This window comes from Flavobacterium sp. (genome assembly GCF_035760125.1).
Lineage (GTDB): Bacteria > Bacteroidota > Bacteroidia > Flavobacteriales > Flavobacteriaceae > Flavobacterium.
In genome coordinates this window covers 1-18,270 of record NZ_DASTTN010000411.1, presented here as the reverse complement: position 1 = coordinate 18,270, position 18,270 = coordinate 1, and the positions used below count along the sequence as shown (strand labels likewise).

Below are 18,270 nucleotides of genomic sequence, written 5' to 3'. Positions count from 1 at the left end.
ATCACGATGGCAACCTTACAATCTTTGGCTACTTTTTCGATAGCTTTTTTATCTCGTCCATTGGGTTCTGCATTTTTTGGGCATTATGGTGATAAAATTGGCCGTAAATTTACTTTAGTGGCTGCTTTGTTGACTATGGGGATATCAACTGTAACCATTGGTTTTTTGCCAAGTTATGCCAGTATTGGTATTGCTGCACCTTTGTTATTGATGTTGTGTCGATTTGGACAAGGAGTTGGGCTAGGAGGCGAATGGGGAGGAGCTGTTTTATTGGCTATCGAAAATGCCCCACCCAACAAACGCGCTTGGTATGGAATGTTTCCGCAATTAGGCGCTCCAATTGGTTTACTGCTTTCGGGAGGGACTTTCTTGTTGTTAACGGATTCTATGAGTAATCAAGATTTTATGGATTATGGATGGAGAATTCCTTTTATTGCCAGTTCGCTTTTGGTTGTGGTTGGTTTTTATATCCGAACTAAAATTACCGAAACTCCCTCTTTCGAAAATTCAAAAAAACAGCACGAAGAAGTTAAAATTCCTTTCCTTACTTTGGTTAAATCATATAAAAACCAATTGCTTTTTGGAACATTGGCATCTATTACCACTTTCTTGGTGTTTTATTTAATGACGGTTTTTACATTGAGTTGGGCAACATCCGATTTGGGTTACGAGAAAAGAGATTTCTTATTGATTCAGTTGTTTTCAGTATTGTTTTTTGCCTTGTTTATTCCAATTTCTGCAGTAGTTGCCGATAAAATTGGACGCCGAAAAATGTTGATTATTGCTACGACAGCTATTGCATTTTTTGGTTTTTTCTTTTCTCATTTTTTAAACTCAGGAAGTACAGCAATGGTAACATTCTTTTTATGTACAGGAATGGCTTTGATGGGATTTACTTATGGCCCTTTAGGAACTTTTTTGTCTGAATTATTTCCTACCAACGTTCGTTATTCTGGAGCTTCATTGACCTTTAATTTGGCAGGAATTATTGGGGCTGCTTTTGCGCCTATGATTGCCATCTGGCTAGCATCAACTTATAGTTTGACCTATGTGGGTTTCTATCTTACTATAGCGGCTTGTATTTCGTTATTCTCTTTATTGGCGATCAGTAAGAAGGAACACAAATTCTAAATAAATAGTTATACTGTTTATTAAAGAGTTGCAAAACGATTTTGCAGCTCTTTTTTTTTATAAAATCATATTTTGATTTCATATTGCAATTTATAATCTGAAAATTATTTGGTAGATTGAAAATATATTTAGACATTTGTCTAAATATATAAATACTTTAAATTATGAATGACATATTTAAAGCTTTGAATGATGCCACGAGAAGAGAAATATTAGAACTTTTGAAAACAAAGAATATGTCTGCTGGAGATATAGCCGATCAGTTCCATATGTCGAAGCCTAGTATTTCCCATCATTTGGATATTTTGAAACGTGCAGATTTGATTACCGCCGAGAAATCAGGACAATTTATTTTCTATTCCATTAATACAACCATTATGGAAGATGTGTTGCAATGGATTTTAACTTTTAAAAAATAATACTTATGAATTTAACTTTTAGAAAAGAACTTCCTATCATTGGAATTGTATTAATGCCGTTTGTCTATTTGGCTTTTATTTGGAATAAATTGCCCGAAAAAGTCCCAACACATTGGAATTACAAAGGCGAGGTAGATCATTGGGGAGATAAGTTTTCCTTGATTGGAATGCTTTTTATGGTACCTTTTTTTGTGTATGTTATACTGCTTGTTATCCCCAAAATCGATCCTAAAAAAAGAATTGCTTTAATGGGCGGGAAGTTTTATCAATTGAAATTTTTTCTAGTATTATGTATGTCCCTGCTGGCTTTGTATATCATTTTTATCACCAAGAACCAATCTTTTTCAGGTCCTAATTTGAGTTATTTATTGATTGGTGTGATATTTATGGTTTTGGGTAATTATTTTAAAGTGATCCAGCCTAATTATTTTATAGGAGTACGTACTCCTTGGACATTAGAAAATGCCGAAGTGTGGAAAATCACCCATGTTTTTGCCGGTAAACTTTGGTTTATTGGAGGATTAGCGATCGTATTGGGCGGATTGATTTTCGACAATAATTCTTTTACTATTGTCTTCATTTCCCTTGTTGTTGCTTTGGCAATAGTCCCAATGGTGTATTCTTACATAAAGTTTAAGGAAATAGAAAAGAAAAGTGTTTAATTTTTTGATTATTAATTTGAAGCAGAAAGATTAGGCGTTCTTGCCAGCATCGTCCCGCTTTTCATTACAATCTTATAAGCCGAACCCCAGCTTATAAGGATTTTCATTGCAATCGGGGCTAAAGGGAAATATTTTTCTTTTTTGCCATCATCCAAAAAAGAAAATAACAACTGAGTTAAGTTTTTTTAAAATTTCACATCAATTTTAATTTAAAAATAGAATCAGCTAAAATGAAGAAAACAGTATTTTTTTTAATGGCAATTTTGGTTTCTTTTACAATGGCCAGCCAAGAAATCACAGAACAATGGAATGGAGTTTTAAAAGTTCCGGGAGGGCAGTTAAGAGTTGTATTTAATATCAGTAAAACCGACAATGGTTATAGTGCAACATTGGACAGCCCTGATCAGGGTGCTAAAGGAATCCCGGTGACAACTACCAGTTTTGAAAATTCAGTTTTGAAATTAGAAATTCCAAGTGCTGGAATTGCTTATGAAGGAATAGTAAAGGATAATGCAATTGCTGGTAATTTTAAGCAGGGCGGACAATCTTTTGTGTTGGATATGACAAGAGGAACAGCCGAAAAAGAAGCTGCAAAAAGACCTCAAGAACCGAAAAATCCGTTTCCGTATTATACAGAAGAAGTTACTTTTGAAAACAAAATTGATAAAAATATTTTGGCAGGAACTTTAAGCTTGCCTAGTAAAGAAGGCAAGTTTCCTGCTGTAATTTTGATTACAGGAAGTGGTCCAGAAAACAGGGACGAAGAACTATTTGGGCACAAACCTTTTCTGGTCATAGCTGATTATTTGACTAAAAAAGGAATTGCAGTTTTAAGATTTGATGACCGTGGCGTTGCAAAATCGACAGGTGATTTCAAAACTGCAACTACTTCGGATTTTGCAAAAGATGTTCAAGCAGGAGTCGATTATTTGCGAACCAGAAAAGAAATTGACAAAAACAAGATCGGATTAATGGGACATAGCGAAGGCGGAGTAATTGCCCCGATTGTTGCAGGGAATTCGAAGGATATTGACTTCATTGTATTGTTGGCAGGTACAGGAATTCGTGGCGATAAATTGATGCTTTTGCAAAAAGAAAAGATAGAACGTCAACTGGGAGTTCCCGAAAATGAAATTCAAAAGGGACAGGGAATTTTTAAAGGGGCTTATGAAATGATTTTGACTTCCCCAGAAAATGATTCTAATCTTAAATCTAAAATCAACAGTTATTTGAAACTGCAATTTGGAAACAAAATGAATGAGGAACAAATAAGTGGATTAACGTCACAAATTACGAATACTTGGTTTATTTCTTTTTTGAAATTGGATCCATCGGCAACTTTAGAAAAAGTGAAATGTCCAGTTTTGGTCTTAGGTGGAGACAAAGATTTACAAGTTCCTGCTGATGTAAATATTCCTGCTATTAAAAACGCGCTAACTAAAGGAGGAAATAAAAAAGTAACAAGCAAAATGATTCCGAATTTGAATCATTTGTTTCAAGAATGCAAAACGGGTTTGCCTGATGAATATGAAACTATCGAGCAAACATTTTCTCCAATTGCATTAGAGGAGATTTCGAAATGGATTTTGGATCAAGTGAAATAAAAACAAAGAGCCCAATTTATTTGGGCTCTTTGTTTAACTAGTTTTATCGTTTCAAGCTAAAATGGCTTTTAAATTCAGCTCCGTTTAAGCGAGTAACTACAAACCAATAATCTGTTGATGGTAAAGGGAGATTGAAATAAGTTCCATCCCAAGAATTATTTATAGTCAATTCTTTGATGAATTTTCCATAGCGATCAAATATTCTAATCGATGAATTTGGTGTTAAATAAATAAAATCAATCGTCCAAGTATCATTATATCCATCATTATTTGGAGTGAAGAATTTAGGAAAAGGAAGCTCATCTACAAAATGAATGCAATCGACAGTTGTTGCTTCTTGAATTTGAATTGTTATTGGAGTTCTTTCGCTTTCGCAATTATAAATAGTTTGCGAAGCATAATAAGTAATTCCATTTTCAAGTGGAGTTGATTCTGGTAAATTTATTCCATCTGTTTCAGTATTATACCACTTAATGTTTTGTCCATTAATTTGAATAGAATTGATTATGGCATTTTGTTGAATACAGAAACTCTGATTAGCATCTGCAATTGGAGCTTGAGTGTCTTGAATTTTTATAGCAATACCAAGTCTATTACTTTCGCAATTATTATTAGTTTGAGTGGCATAATACGTTTTGTTTTCAAGCCCTGTTGTAGTAACCAATACATTACCTGCAGATGATGCATCATACCATTTTAAGTTTTGGCCAGTGATTATAATACTGTCTATGGTTGCATTTTCCTCAATGCAAAAAGTTTTTGAAGTATTGGCAATTGGCAATGGTGTATCATAAACATTTACTAAAACAGCTAATCGGTCGCTCTCGCAGCCTACGGTTTGAGAAACATAATAAGTTGTATTGTTTTGTACTAAAGAGGTATTGGCTAAAGGATTTGCAGAAGTACTAGAGTCATACCATTTTAGATTTTGACCGGATATTTGAATATGGTCTAAAGTTGCATTTTGGCTTTTGCAAAAAGCTTGATTACCATTTGCTGTTGGGGCCGCAGGCGTGTTTACAATAGAAACGGTAACTCCAAATCTGGGACTTTCACAATTATTAAGAGTTTGTGAAGCATAATAGGTTTTTCCATTGGATAATGGGGTGTTAGCAGTCAATTGATTTCCAAGGGTTGCGCTGTCATACCATTTTATTGAACTTCCTGTAACTTGGATATTTGCAATTGTTGTGTTTTGACTTGAGCAAAAAGTCTGGTTTGTATTTCCTGTTGGTGCCAATGTATTTTGAATGTTAATTGTTACCGGAATTCTTTCGCTTTCGCATCCGTTTATGGTTTGCGAAGCATAATACGTAATGCCGTTTTGAAGTGGAGTTTTGTTTGATAAAAGGTTTCCGGCAGTTAATGAATCGTACCATTTTAAGCTTTGGCCCGTGATAATAATTGAATTTAAAGTCGCATTTTGTTGAATGCAGAAAGTTTGTGGACTTGTTAAAGTGGGTTTTTGAGTAAAGTTTGTAAAAGGATTTATGGTAACTGTGGTCGCATTTGAAACACAGCCATCATTATTTTTTACCTTAATAGAATAGGTTTTGGGATCAAGATTTGATTTCGTTGTATTTGTAGTCCAATTGACACCATTATCGAAACTATATTCTGGTGCTGTGTTGGTAATTGTAATAACGCCTTTAGGATTATTACAATCGGGCTGTATAGTTGTGAATGTAGGATTGCTAGGATAATCTGTTGGAGGGTTAATGGCAGTAGATAACGCAGCAGATTCGCAACCACTACTATTCTTAACTCGAACCAGATAGGTTCCGACTGCTAAATTCCCAGAATTTGGATTGGTTGAATAATTTAAGCCATTATCAAAACTATATTGGTAAGCCGCATTTGTAATGGAAATTGAGCCAAACGGATTACTGCAACTAATAGGTTGAGTAATATTTAAAGTAGGAGTTGAAGGAGCGTTTGGAGGCGTATTGATGGTTGCTTTATATGTAACAGAAGCGCAACCATTTGTATATTTTATTCGAATTAAATAATTCCCTGGCGATAAACTAGCAGTATTGCTGGTATTCCAAGTAGCACCGTCATCAAAACTATATAGATTAGCAACAGTTGAAACCATAATGCTGCCCTTTGCTGAATTACAACCTATTGGGTCTGTGACTACAACTTGTGGAGCTTCAGGAATTGTAGGTGCAGCTTCTATGGTGACTGAGGTGCCTAGAGAAGTACAACCCGAATTATATTTGAGAATTAAATTATAGGTTCCCGGTGATAAATTAGATTTTGTATTGGATGTTCCAAATGTGATTCCGTTATCAAAACTGTAAAAATCAGCTATGGTATTAATAGAAATTGATCCTGTAAAATTGGTACAATTTGGTTGAATTACTGTATAGGCAGGTGCCGGAAGTGCTGATAAAGGTGAAATAGTGACTGAAGCTGCATCTGAAACACAACCCGCTGAATTTTTAATTTTTATGAAATAAATTCCTGGAGAAAGATCTGTTTTTGTATTAGAAAAAACGTAGGTTAATCCATTGTCATAACTATAAGTTGCAGCATTTGTAGTAATTGAAATAGAGCCTTTTGATGAGCTACAGCTGGGTTGAGTTGTGGTAAAAGTTGGAGCCGCAATGGTACTGCCGGAACTCAAATTGACAACAGTTGTTAATGATTCGCAGCTATAGGAATTTGTTTTGATTTTAATAATATATGTACCAGCTCCTACATTTATTTTCGTTGGATTTGTTGTCCAACTGTTTCCATCATTAAAACTATAGCTTATGGCAGGTGTTGTTATGGTGATACTACCATCAGTGGCTCCGCAAGAAGAGGGCTGAACTGTTTGTACAGCGGGTGCAGCAGGAATTGCAGGAGGATTATTAATATAAGAATAACTGCTGTATGAGGTACAGCCTAAAGTGTTTTTTATTAGTACATTATAAGAGCCACTTGCTAAATTTTTCTTTACAGGATTAGTAGTCCAAGTGGTTCCTCCATCGAAACTATATTGATCTGCGGTAGAATTTATTATTATAGTTCCAGAAGGGGTATTACAAGTAGGTTGTATGGTGGTTGTATTCGGTGAGGTTAAGTAATATTGGTTTATATAGGAATATTGTGAATTTGATATACAACCCGTTGCATTTTTGATAAGGACATTATAATATGTAGCTGTAGGATTTAGTAAAATGGGATTGGTAGTCCAAGTAGTGCCTGCATCAAAACTATAATTGTCAGCAGGAGTTGTGACGGTAATGCTTCCTCCATTTCCACAACTGGGTTGTACCACTTTTACATTTGGATTGGGAAGATAATAAGGATTAATGTATATTGATACGCTATTAGATTTACAGCCTGTGGCATTTTTTATCATAATATTGTAATAGCCAGTAGTGAGTCCTGAAAGAATAGGGTTTGTTGTCCAAGTATAGCCACCATCAAAGCTATAAGAAGTTGCTACTGTCGCAATAGTAATACTTCCATTGACACCACAACTGGGTTGAATTATTGTAAAATCTGGATTTGGTAAATAATATTCTTGTATGGAAACGGATGCACCATAAGTATTAGATGTGCACCCAGTAGTGTTTTTTACCATTAAATAATAATAGCCTGGATTTAGATTAGTAAATACAGGATTTACACTCCAAGTGGTTCCTCCATTTATACTGTATTGTGCTTCGGTTGAAGTAAAGGTTATGGTCCCTCCGTTTCCACAAGTGGGCTGTGTAGTTTTAAAAGTAGGCACAGGGAGATAAAAAGTTTGAAGATTTACCGCGGTATAGTTAGAAACACAACCTTGTTTATTTTTGATTTGTGGGTAATAATATCCCGGTGAAAGATTCGAAAAAACTGGATTTGTTCCCCAATTAGTCCCGTCTATGCTATAAAAATCTGCTGTAGTATTGATTTTAAAACTGCCTTTTGTTCCGCATGTTGGTTGAGTTATGGTAAGATTAGGCTGTGCCAAATTCGAGTTATCCATATAAATGGAAATGTTATTGGACGTACAATTCGCTTTTTTTGTTATTAAATAGTAAGATCCTGGGCTTAAATTATTAAAGACACTATTTGTACTCCAGGTTGCACCATAATCTATACTATAATAATCTGCAGTGGTGTTGAATGTTATTTTGCCAATATTTCCACAACTTGGATTGATAACTGTATAATCTGGATCAGGAAGTCTTGGGGTGTCAATTGAAACACTTATATTGTTAGAAATACATCCTAAATTGTTTTTTATTGCAATGTTATAATATCCATAAGAATTAAGATTTGATAAGGAAGAAGAAGTTCCCCAGGTATAGCCTCCATCAAAACTATAAAAATCGGCAATTGTATTTATTGTAATGCTACCCGAGGTTGTACAAGTGGGCTGAACAACAGTATAAGTAGGTGGATCTATATTTGGATTGTTTAAATAGGCATAACTTGGATAAGAGGTACAACCAATACTATTTTTTATAATTATTTGATAATTACCGGGAGGCAATGATTTCGAATTGAGCGTTGTCCAGGTTACACCATTATCAAAGCTGTAAAAATCAGATAATGAGTTGATAGTGATTTTTCCGTTTACACCACAATTTGGCTGTTCAATACTAATAATTGGCTGATTCAAGTAAGGTTGATATAGAGAAACATAAGATCCAGAACTAATACATCCTGCACTGTTTTTTACTTTTATTATGTAGGTTCCAAAAGGTAAAATTTTAACGTTACTACTAGTCCAGGTTAACCCATCATCAAAACTATAGGAATCTGCGACTGTAGTAATAGTGATACTTCCATCTTTTCCGCAAATAGGTTGCTCTGTTGTATATTCAGGATAGGAATTTTCAAAGTTATTTAAATAAACATAAGTATAATTAGAAGTGCAACCTAAAGCATTTTTTATCCCTAAAGAATAGCTTCCTGCATCTAAATTGTTGATTTTGTTGTCTGTAACCCATGTTTGTCCTCCATCAAAAGTATAAAAATCCGAAAGTGTATTAATGGTAATACTTCCTTTTTCAGTACAAGCAGGTTGTATTACTCCATAAGTTGGAATATCCAGCGTAGTACTACTAAGGAGTACATTGTTGGACGATGAAATACAGCCTTGTAAATCTTTGGTACGAATTTTATAATTTCCTGGTAAAAGATTGGAAGCAGTAGAATTATTCACCCAAGTTACACCATCATCAAAACTATAATATACAGCTGGAGTTGTAATGCTGATACTGCCAGTATCTCCGCAAAATAGGGGATTGGTATAATTGTAATTTGGATACAAAGTAGATGCGGCTGTGATAGTTACACTTTGCGAATAGGAAGTACACCCATTTATTGTCTTTATTTTTACTAAATAGTCGCCGGGATACAAGTTACTATTTGTGTTGTTTGTACTCCAAGTTGCGCCATCATCAAAACTATATTGTGATGCAGCTGAAGTTACTTTTATGGTTCCTGTGGTGGCAAAACAAGAGGGTTGGGTAATCTCCAAGGTAGGAGATACAGCTGTTTGGCTCGGTTCGATAGTAACACGAGCATCACTACTACATCCAAAAGAATCAGTAACAGTAACAGAATAATCTCCTAATGAAGTTACCGTAATTTTTTGCGAAGTACTTCCTGTACTCCATAGATAGGAAGATCCTGAAGAAGCGGTCAATACTGTACTTCCTGAGCAAACATTTAAAATACCTGAAATAGTTGCTGTGGGGTTTTTTACCTCTAAACCGGCAGAAATTATTTTGTAGCAAGTGGAATTCTTACTCACTCTTACATAAATAGAAGTACTAGAACTTGGATAACTTGTAAAATTACTGATGGCATTCAAGTTGGCCTCTGCCTCGTTGTAATTTTTGAAATAACTAAAATTTAAACCCGAAGTAGAAGGTACCACTAAAGAATTTAATTTAGACAAATCAAAATTTTCTCTTCCGTCACGATTTGCATCACATTGCGATAGTTTTGCAGTAGTTACACTGATGTTACAATTTGAAGTACAATTCAAAAAAGAAATATCCCAGCCAGAATTTGCGTCAGGATCTATGGCAGAATTAAATGTTGTTCCTGAACAAGAAGTTCCGGAAATATCATAATCTACTTGTACGCCTACATTGTAATTTGCACTGGTACTATTTGGGAAATCAGAGGCATTTAATGTGAAACAAAACTTTTTATTTGTTGTGTCTAAGCTTGAGGTAGTTGAGGTGCTATAAACAGAAACGTTATTGCTGTTGTAAGCCGTTAAAGTAATTTTTTTTACAGATGCAGAAATTCCTCCAGAATTTGGAATAGTATAAGTACCACATACTGAAACTGGTAAACTAGGACAAACTTTATTCAAAGGGTCAAGTTCTACTGAACCTTGAAGATTCTCTGCAGAATGCAATAAGCAAATATCATCAACATACATATACCCAAAATGCCCACCCAATCCACATCTTGAAGCCATAAATTCAACGGTAAATTCTTCATTATTTGGGATTGATGAAATGTCTAAAAATCCAGATTGCCAATTGGTAGTATACAAGGTAACATAATAAGAATCTTGACTCGGAACTTTGGAGAAAATGCAGTTTTTTTCATCTCCTACCAAACAAAATTCATCTACAACTACTTTATTTTTATCTAAAACCCTTGCTTTTACAAATGCTTGATTGTCAGTATGGCTGTTGTCGTATACGCTTTGTAATACAGCTTTGTAGTTGAATTTTAGATAATTTTCATTATTGGCTTTAAACCTTTTGCCTTGAACAATAGAACCATAAGTAGATGAGTTTTCATGATTAATTTTAAGCGCATATTGATCAAATGCTTTTATATCTCCTATATAGGGGTCAACTAAATTTGCAGAAACCCCTGTTGCCATAATATTCATATTATTAGGGTCATAACGATTGATGTAGGAATCGGCGGTATTGGTTATCGAACGGCATTGTGTTGGGCCTGGAGGATCTCCAATTGTGTAAAGGAAATTCTTAAGATAACTATTTCCGTTTATATTTTCATATTGCTCAAAACCTCCATTAGTACACATTTCTACCGCCTGAAGTATCGCTGCTGTTTTTGAAGTCAAATTTCCCTTTTTTGTGTTCAGATTTACAGTTTTTAAATTCAAGATTTCAGCTTTCTTTTTTTCTTCCCGAATCTTCAAAAATTGTTTTTGCAGTTCCAAATTTTGAATTAAGCGCCCATTTTTATCTTCAAATAAGAATTTGGTTGCTGTGGAGTCTTGATTTGTTTTTTGGGAAAAAACTAAAGTACATTGATGCAATAAAATAAAAAACAGTAAAATTCGCTTCATTTGAAAAAAATATATACGCACAAATGTAATTAAATTTCTACTAAATAAAACTAAAAAACTCAAAATATAGCCCATAAAATCTTTTCCTAAAAAGTCCCTAAATATCTCGTATTTTTGCTGAAAATTTTTCTTTTGAAAACCAAACTTTTCCTCATCACGCCCCCGTTTACCCAACTGAATACTCCTTATCCAGCGACGGCTTATATTAAGGGGTTTTTGAATACCAAAAACATCGAATCGGTTCAGGCGGATTTGGGAATTGAAGTGATTTTGAAATTGTTTTCGAAAGAAGGATTGAAGAAGTTATTTCAAGTTTCAGATTTTCAGGTTTCAGGTCAAAATATTTCGGATAATTCTAAAAGAATTTTTGCGCTGCAAGATGAGTACATAAAATCCATCGATTCAGTTATTGCTTTTTTACAGGGGAAAAATCCAACCTTGGCACTCCAGATTTGTCAAGAAGATTTCTTGCCGGAAGCGTCTCGTTTTGCACAATTGGAAGAATTGGATTGGGCTTTTGGAACGATGGGGACGCAGGACAAAGCCAAACATTTGGCGACTTTGTACCTCGAAGATATCTCCGATTTTATAGTGGAATGTGTCGATGAAAATTTTGGTTTTAGTCGATATGCTGAAAGACTGGGGCGAAGCGCCAATTCTTTTGATGAACTGTATGCAGCATTGCAACAAGAACCCACTTATATTGATAATATTCTTCTTTCGATTTTGAAAGAAAGGATCGAAACGATTCAGCCGACTTTATTCTTGATCTCGGTTCCGTTTCCTGGGAATTTGTATTCGGCTTTTCGCTCTGCGCAATGGGTGAAAAAGCATTATCCGAATATCAAGATTTCGATGGGTGGTGGTTTCCCAAATACTGAATTGCGTTCACTTTCGGATGCACGAGTTTTTGAGTTTTTGGATTACATTACTTTGGATGATGGCGAAACGCCAATAGAAGAGCTTATTGCTAACATTGAAAATCCAATTCACAATTCATATAAAAGGACATTTCTTCTAGAAAACGGAAAAGTAGTTTATAAAAATAATTCCGTTAAACCAGATTACAAACAATCTCAAGTGGGAACGCCCGATTATTCGGATTTGCTTTTGGATAAATATATTTCGGTTATCGAAATCGTTAATCCGATGCACCGTTTGTGGAGTGACGGACGCTGGAATAAACTCACGATGGCGCACGGTTGCTACTGGGGAAAATGCACATTTTGCGATATTTCTCTAGATTATATCAAGGTTTATGAACCCGTTGCCGCAAGTTTGTTGTGCGACAGAATGGAAGAAATGATTGCGCAAACGGGAGAAACCGGTTTTCATTATGTTGATGAAGCCGCGCCACCAGCTTTGATGCGGGCTTTGGCACTCGAAATCCTTCGACGAAAACTGGCGGTTACTTGGTGGACAAACATTCGATTCGAAAAAAGTTTTACTCAAGATTTATGTCTTTTGCTAAAAGCTTCGGGTTGTATTGCTGTTTCCGGAGGTTTGGAAGTGGCTTCGGACAGATTACTGAAACTGATTGACAAAGGCGTAACGGTAGAACAAGTAGCCAAAGTTACTCGGAATTTTACTGAAGCAGGCATTATGGTACACGCCTATTTGATGTACGGTTATCCAACGCAAACGATTCAAGAAACGATAGACAGTCTCGAAATGGTGCGCCAATTGTTTGAAGCAGGCATTTTGCAATCAGGGTTTTGGCATCAATTTGCTATGACGGCACATAGTCCGGTTGGAATGTTTCCGGAGCAATTTGGAGCCGTAAAAGAAACGGAAGCCATTGGTACTTTTGCCAATAACGACATTAATTTTATTGATTCAACGGGAATCGACCACGATAAATTTAGTTTTGGGCTTAAGAAATCGTTGTTCAATTTTATGCACGGAATCTGTTTTGATTACGAACTGCAGGATTGGTTTGATTTCAAAATTCCGAAGACAAAAATAGGAGCTGATTTTATTTTTGATGCCTTGCAGGAAGAAACCAACTTAAATACCAAACCTACAGCCAAAATTGTTTGGTTAGGAGGAAAACCAACTGTAGAACATTTTACCAAATCCAAAAAAGGGAATTCTTGGGAGATGATGACTCTAACTTTTCACGACAAAAAGGAAAGTTTCAGTATTCAAACCAATAAAACGGAAGGGGAATGGCTTGTCGAAATGCTTCAAAAAATATCAGTTTCGAATACTAAAACCTATTCTTTTCAGGAAGTAAAAACTGATTTTGAGGAGCAACTAGAAGATTTTGAGCTTTTTTGGAATTCAAAACCTGTGAATACTTTGAGGGAATTTGGATTGTTGGTGTTGTAGAATACATTTTTTTGTTTTTAATGGAAAACCACCATTTACCACATAATTTCCGGTTCAACGGGTTTGCGTGAGGGATAGTAGCAAGTTACCGAAGTAACGCGGATAGCCCGACTCCATTAGAGAATGGGCCGTATATGTGCAAAGTGAAGCAAGGCCTTTTTCTAATGGAGGCACGCCCAAATTGTTTTTTTGACAGGATTTTGGAAGTATTTAATTAGAACGAATATTTTTAATTTTAAGCTAAGAAAACTTTTTATTTACTTATTTTTGCCTCTAAATAAATAGATGCAAATGAGTGCTAATTACAAAGTAAATGTAAATGATACTTTTCAGTTTGATTTTGAAAAGGAAAGTATTTCTCAACTGGATGCAATACCTACGGGAGTAAATGAATTTCATATACTGCATCAAAACACACCTTATAAAGCGGAAATCATCACTTCGGATTTCAATCATAAAAGCTATACTGTTAAGGTAAACAATACAAATTATACTGTTGCGATTTCTAATCCTTTGGATATTTTGATAAAGGAAATGGGGTTTGAAGTTGGGTTGACCAAACAAGTTAACGCAATCAAGGCACCTATGCCGGGATTGATTCTGGAAATTAGCGTTGTTGTCGGACAAACTGTGAAAGAGAATGATAACTTGATTATTCTTGGTGCGATGAAAATGGAGAATAGTTTTCTTTCGCCTCGTGATGGTGTAATCAAATCCATTTCGGTGAGTACGGGAGATGCGGTGGACAAAGGGCAGTTATTAATTGAATTCGAGTAAAATTATGCAAAAAATATTAGTTGCCAATAGAGGGGAAATTGCCATTAGGGTGATGAAAACCGCACAAAAAATGGGTATTAAGACTGTAGCAGTATATTCTACTGCCGATAGAAATGCACCGCACGTAAAATTTGCTGATGAAGCCGTTTGGATTGGGGAAGCTCCGTCAAACCAATCTTATTTATTGGGGAGCAAAATTATAGAAGTTGCTAAATCTTTAAACGTAGATGCGATTCATCCAGGATATGGTTTCCTGAGTGAGAATGCTGATTTTGCCGAAGAAGCCGAGAAGAATAACATCATTTTTATAGGCCCTAAGTCGAAAGCCATCAAAATTATGGGAAGTAAACTGGCAGCCAAAGATGCCGTTAAAGCATACAATATTCCTATGGTTCCTGGAATTGACGAAGCGATTACCGATATCGAAAAAGCGAAGCAAGCCGCAACAACAATTGGTTTTCCTATCTTGATCAAAGCTTCGGCTGGGGGTGGAGGAAAAGGAATGCGTGTGGTGGAAAGCGAAGCCGATTTTGAATCTCAAATGAATCGTGCTATAAGTGAAGCGGTTGCGGCATTTGGTGATGGCTCGGTTTTTATCGAAAAATATGTGGCTTCACCGCGACATATAGAAATTCAGGTGATGGCTGATAGTCACGGCACTATTTTATATTTGTTCGAAAGGGAATGCAGCATTCAGCGTCGTCATCAAAAAGTGGTTGAAGAAGCTCCTTCGGCTGTTTTAACGCCGGAATTGCGCAAGAAAATGGGTGAAGCGGCTGTCTTGGTGGCCAAATCCTGTGATTATCTTGGGGCGGGAACTGTTGAGTTTTTATTGGACGAAAACAATAATTTCTACTTCCTTGAAATGAATACCCGTTTGCAGGTTGAACACCCGGTTACGGAATTGATTACCGGCACCGATTTGGTCGAACTGCAAATTAGGGTAGCAAGAGGAGAAGCGTTAGCCATTAAACAAGAAGACTTGAAAATAAAAGGACACGCATTGGAATTGCGTGTTTATGCCGAAGATCCCCTAAATGATTTCTTGCCGAGCGTTGGACATTTGGATGTGTATCAATTACCGGTTGGCGAAGGAATTCGTGTGGATAACGGTTTTGAGCAAGGTATGGACATTCCGATTTATTATGACCCGATGTTGGCCAAATTAATCACTTACGGGCAAACTCGTGAAGAAGCGATTCAATTGATGATTAAAGCAATTGAAAACTATCAGGTGGAAGGCGTTTACACTACTTTGCCTTTTGGGAAATTTGTTTTTGAACACGAAGCTTTTCGTTCGGGAAAATTTGATACGCATTTTGTGAAGCAATATTACAATGCCGATGTATTGAAAAACCAAATGGCTCATGAAGCCGAAATTGCTGCTTTGGTGGCATTGAAACAGTATTTTGAAGATCAAAAAATCGTACGCTTACCAATTCAGTAAATTATGCAAGACAAAATAAAAACACTAAACGATAAAATTGCCGAAGCTCATTTGGGTGGGGGTACAAAACGTATTGCGAAACAGCATTCGAACAAAAAACTGACAGCAAGAGAGCGTATCAATTATTTGATGGATGAGGGTTCTTTTGAAGAAATTGGGATGCTGGTGACACACCGAACCACCGATTTCGGGATGGAAAATGAAATGTATTACGGCGATGGAGTCATCACGGGATACGGAACTATTAACGGAAGATTGGTTTATATTTTTGCTCAGGATTTTACGGTTTTTGGAGGTTCATTATCTGAAACTCATGCTGAGAAAATTTGTAAAATTATGGATATGGCAGTTAAAATGGGCGCGCCTATGATTGGACTGAACGATTCGGGTGGGGCACGTATTCAGGAAGGCGTTCGTTCGTTGGGAGGTTATGCCGATATTTTTTTTAGAAACGTGCAAGCTAGTGGTGTTATTCCGCAAATTTCTGCAATTATGGGGCCTTGCGCCGGTGGAGCTGTGTATTCTCCTGCTATGACCGATTTTACGATGATGGTTGAAGATACCAGTTATATGTTTGTAACAGGGCCGAATGTGGTGAAAACCGTAACCAACGAATCCGTTACTTCAGAGGAATTGGGAGGAGCGAGTACACACTCTACTAAGTCGGGTGTGGCACATTGCACTTCGACGAATGATGTAGTTTGTCTAGAGGACATCAAGAGATTGTTGAGTTATTTGCCTCAAAACAATAAAGAAACAGCACGCAACTTACCTTATGAACTTAAAGATGAGGTGCGTTTACAATTAGCCAATATTATTCCGGATAACCCGAATAAACCTTACGATATGCACAGCGTGATTGGAGGGATTATTGATGAAGATTCATTTTTTGAAATTCATAAAAACTATGCGGAAAATATCCTTGTGGGTTTTGCCCGACTAGGAGGACGTAGCATTGGAATTGTGGCTAACCAACCGATGTTTTTGGCGGGTTGTCTGGATGTAAACAGTTCGATAAAAGCGGCACGTTTTACCCGTTTTTGTGATGCGTTTAATATTCCGCTATTGGTATTGGTGGATGTGCCTGGCTTTTTGCCGGGAACCGACCAAGAGTGGAACGGGATCATTGTTCATGGAGCAAAATTACTTTATGCTTTAAGCGAAGCTACGGTGCCAAGAGTGACAGTAATAACCCGTAAAGCGTATGGTGGTGCTTATGATGTAATGAATTCAAAACATATTGGTGCCGACATGAATTTTGCTTGGCCTACTGCCGAGATTGCCGTAATGGGAGCAAAAGGAGCCTCGGAAATCATCTTTAAAAAAGAAATCCACGATGCTGAAGACCACGAAGCAAAACTTCTCGAAAAAGAAGCTGAATATGCGGAGTTGTTTGCCAATCCATATACTGCAGCTCAACGTGGTTTTGTAGATGAGGTAATCCTCCCGGAAGACACAAGGCGCAAATTGATAAAGGCGTTTAGTATGCTAGAGAATAAGGTGAGTGTAACTCCTGATAGAAAACACGGGAATATTCCTTTGTAGTTGTTTATAAGAATTAAAAAGCCACCCGATGAGGGTGGTTTTTTTTATGCTACAGTAAAACGAAACCCAATCCCATGTAAATTCTCAATGGCAATTCCTTTTTCGTTTGCCAAAATTTTTCGCAGGCGGGAAATAAATACATCAAGACTGCGCCCCATAAAATAATCATCGTCACCCCAAAGTGAGGTTAAGATTTGCTCTCGTTTTAAAACTACATTTTTATTATCAAGGAATAATTTTAAAAGGTCTGCTTCGCGTTGGGTTAGTGCTATCTTTTCTGTTTCATTAAAAAGGATGAAATTTTTGGTATCGAATTGGTATTTTCCAATTTCATAAATTGATTTATCTATTGCATTATTCTTGTGGGAGCGCCTCAAAAAAATTTCAATTTTAAGAAGTAATTCTTCGATGCTAAAAGGCTTTACGAGATAATCATCGGCTCCCAATCTGAGACCTTTAATGCGGTCTTCTTTTAGGGTTTTGGCAGATAGGAATATTATGGGAATATCGGTATCGAGTTTCCTGATTTCGGTTGCCAATTCAAATCCATCCATTTTTGGCATCATTATATCCAAAATACAAATATCAAAAGTGCTTTTTTTGAAAGCTTCAAAACCAGATTTCCCATCTTCGCAATGGGTCACTTCATAGTGATTTTGCTCCAAATTGTCTTTGGTTAGAAAAGCTAAGGTTGCATCGTCTTCGGTGTATAATATTCGAACAGTACTCATTGTTTTTGTGGAATTAATAGTGAAAAGGTACAGCCTTTTTTCGGATTGCATTTTACGCTTATTTTCCAGTGGTGGAGGTTACACACTTTCTTGGCATAGTATAAACCCAATCCAAAACCGGTGACTTCATTGCTTTTTTGGCTTGGGATTCTGTAGAATTTATCAAATATAAAGGGAATGTTTTTCGAGTCAATTCCTATGCCATTGTCAGTAAAGCCGATTTGTAAATGCTTTCCAATTTTTGTAATAGCGATATAAATTTCGGGTTTATTTTCACAATATTTAATCGCATTATCCAACAGGTTGTAAACCAAATTGGTGAAATGAAATTCATCAGCTTCAATAGT

12 protein-coding genes are annotated in these 18,270 nt (G+C 36.2%); 8 read left to right on the top strand and 4 right to left on the bottom strand.

Going from position 1 to position 18,270, the window contains the following annotated elements:
- The 3 genes from VFS71_RS14570 to VFS71_RS14560 form a co-directional block, all read left to right on the top strand.
- On the top strand, positions 1-1,131 hold a 1,131-nt coding region (locus tag VFS71_RS14570), incomplete at its 5' end, for an MFS transporter (protein ID WP_326402128.1).
- A 164-nt stretch (positions 1,132-1,295) separates the two neighbouring features.
- Positions 1,296-1,550: an autorepressor SdpR family transcription factor gene (locus VFS71_RS14565; RefSeq protein ID WP_326402127.1), complete on the top strand. Its 255-nt coding sequence runs from the start codon at positions 1,296-1,298 to the stop codon at positions 1,548-1,550.
- Positions 1,551-1,555: 5 nt separating this feature from the next.
- A complete protein-coding gene (locus VFS71_RS14560) occupies positions 1,556-2,212 on the top strand; it encodes an SdpI family protein (RefSeq protein WP_326402126.1) in 657 nt (218 codons plus the stop codon).
- Between the two features lie 11 nt (positions 2,213-2,223).
- Here VFS71_RS14560 and VFS71_RS14555 read toward each other — a convergent pair whose 3' ends face one another.
- On the bottom strand, positions 2,224-2,382 hold the full coding sequence (locus tag VFS71_RS14555; protein ID WP_326402124.1) for a hypothetical protein: 159 nt from the start codon (positions 2,380-2,382) through the stop codon (positions 2,224-2,226).
- Between the two features lie 60 nt (positions 2,383-2,442).
- Here VFS71_RS14555 and VFS71_RS14550 point away from each other — a divergent pair, with 60 nt between their 5' ends.
- Positions 2,443-3,816 carry an alpha/beta hydrolase family protein gene (locus VFS71_RS14550; RefSeq protein ID WP_326402123.1) on the top strand — a complete coding sequence of 458 codons (1,374 nt, stop codon included), beginning with the start codon at positions 2,443-2,445 and terminating at the stop codon, positions 3,814-3,816.
- Positions 3,817-3,859: 43 nt separating this feature from the next.
- On the opposite strand, the gene VFS71_RS14545 is transcribed toward VFS71_RS14550, so the two are convergent.
- Entirely contained in the window at positions 3,860-11,092 is a 7,233-nt protein-coding gene (locus VFS71_RS14545) for a T9SS type B sorting domain-containing protein (protein ID WP_326402122.1), read from the bottom strand.
- A 132-nt stretch (positions 11,093-11,224) separates the two neighbouring features.
- Between VFS71_RS14545 and VFS71_RS14540 the strand changes: the two genes are divergently transcribed.
- The 4 genes from VFS71_RS14540 to VFS71_RS14525 all read left to right on the top strand — a co-directional run bounded on the left by VFS71_RS14540 (position 11,225) and on the right by VFS71_RS14525 (position 17,192).
- On the top strand, positions 11,225-13,423 hold the full coding sequence (locus tag VFS71_RS14540) for a B12-binding domain-containing radical SAM protein (RefSeq protein WP_326402121.1): 2,199 nt from the start codon (positions 11,225-11,227) through the stop codon (positions 13,421-13,423).
- A 291-nt stretch (positions 13,424-13,714) separates the two neighbouring features.
- Entirely contained in the window at positions 13,715-14,200 is a 486-nt protein-coding gene (locus VFS71_RS14535; RefSeq protein WP_326402119.1) for an acetyl-CoA carboxylase biotin carboxyl carrier protein subunit, read from the top strand.
- A 4-nt stretch (positions 14,201-14,204) separates the two neighbouring features.
- Positions 14,205-15,647, top strand: a complete 1,443-nt coding sequence (gene accC, locus VFS71_RS14530) for an acetyl-CoA carboxylase biotin carboxylase subunit (protein WP_326402118.1) — start codon at positions 14,205-14,207, stop codon at positions 15,645-15,647.
- Positions 15,648-15,650: 3 nt separating this feature from the next.
- The gene (locus tag VFS71_RS14525; protein WP_326402117.1) at positions 15,651-17,192 is read left to right on the top strand and encodes an acyl-CoA carboxylase subunit beta; all 1,542 of its coding nucleotides are present in this window, start codon (positions 15,651-15,653) and stop codon (positions 17,190-17,192) included.
- Between the two features lie 44 nt (positions 17,193-17,236).
- Here the strand turns inward: VFS71_RS14525 and VFS71_RS14520 are convergent, their stop codons facing one another.
- Together VFS71_RS14520 and VFS71_RS14515 are read right to left on the bottom strand one after the other, a co-directional pair.
- On the bottom strand, positions 17,237-17,923 hold the full coding sequence (locus VFS71_RS14520; protein WP_326402115.1) for a response regulator transcription factor: 687 nt from the start codon (positions 17,921-17,923) through the stop codon (positions 17,237-17,239).
- Positions 17,920-18,270: ATP-binding protein (locus VFS71_RS14515; RefSeq protein ID WP_326402114.1), on the bottom strand; the 351-nt coding region annotated here is incomplete at its 5' end. The genes VFS71_RS14515 and VFS71_RS14520, both read right to left, overlap by 4 nt.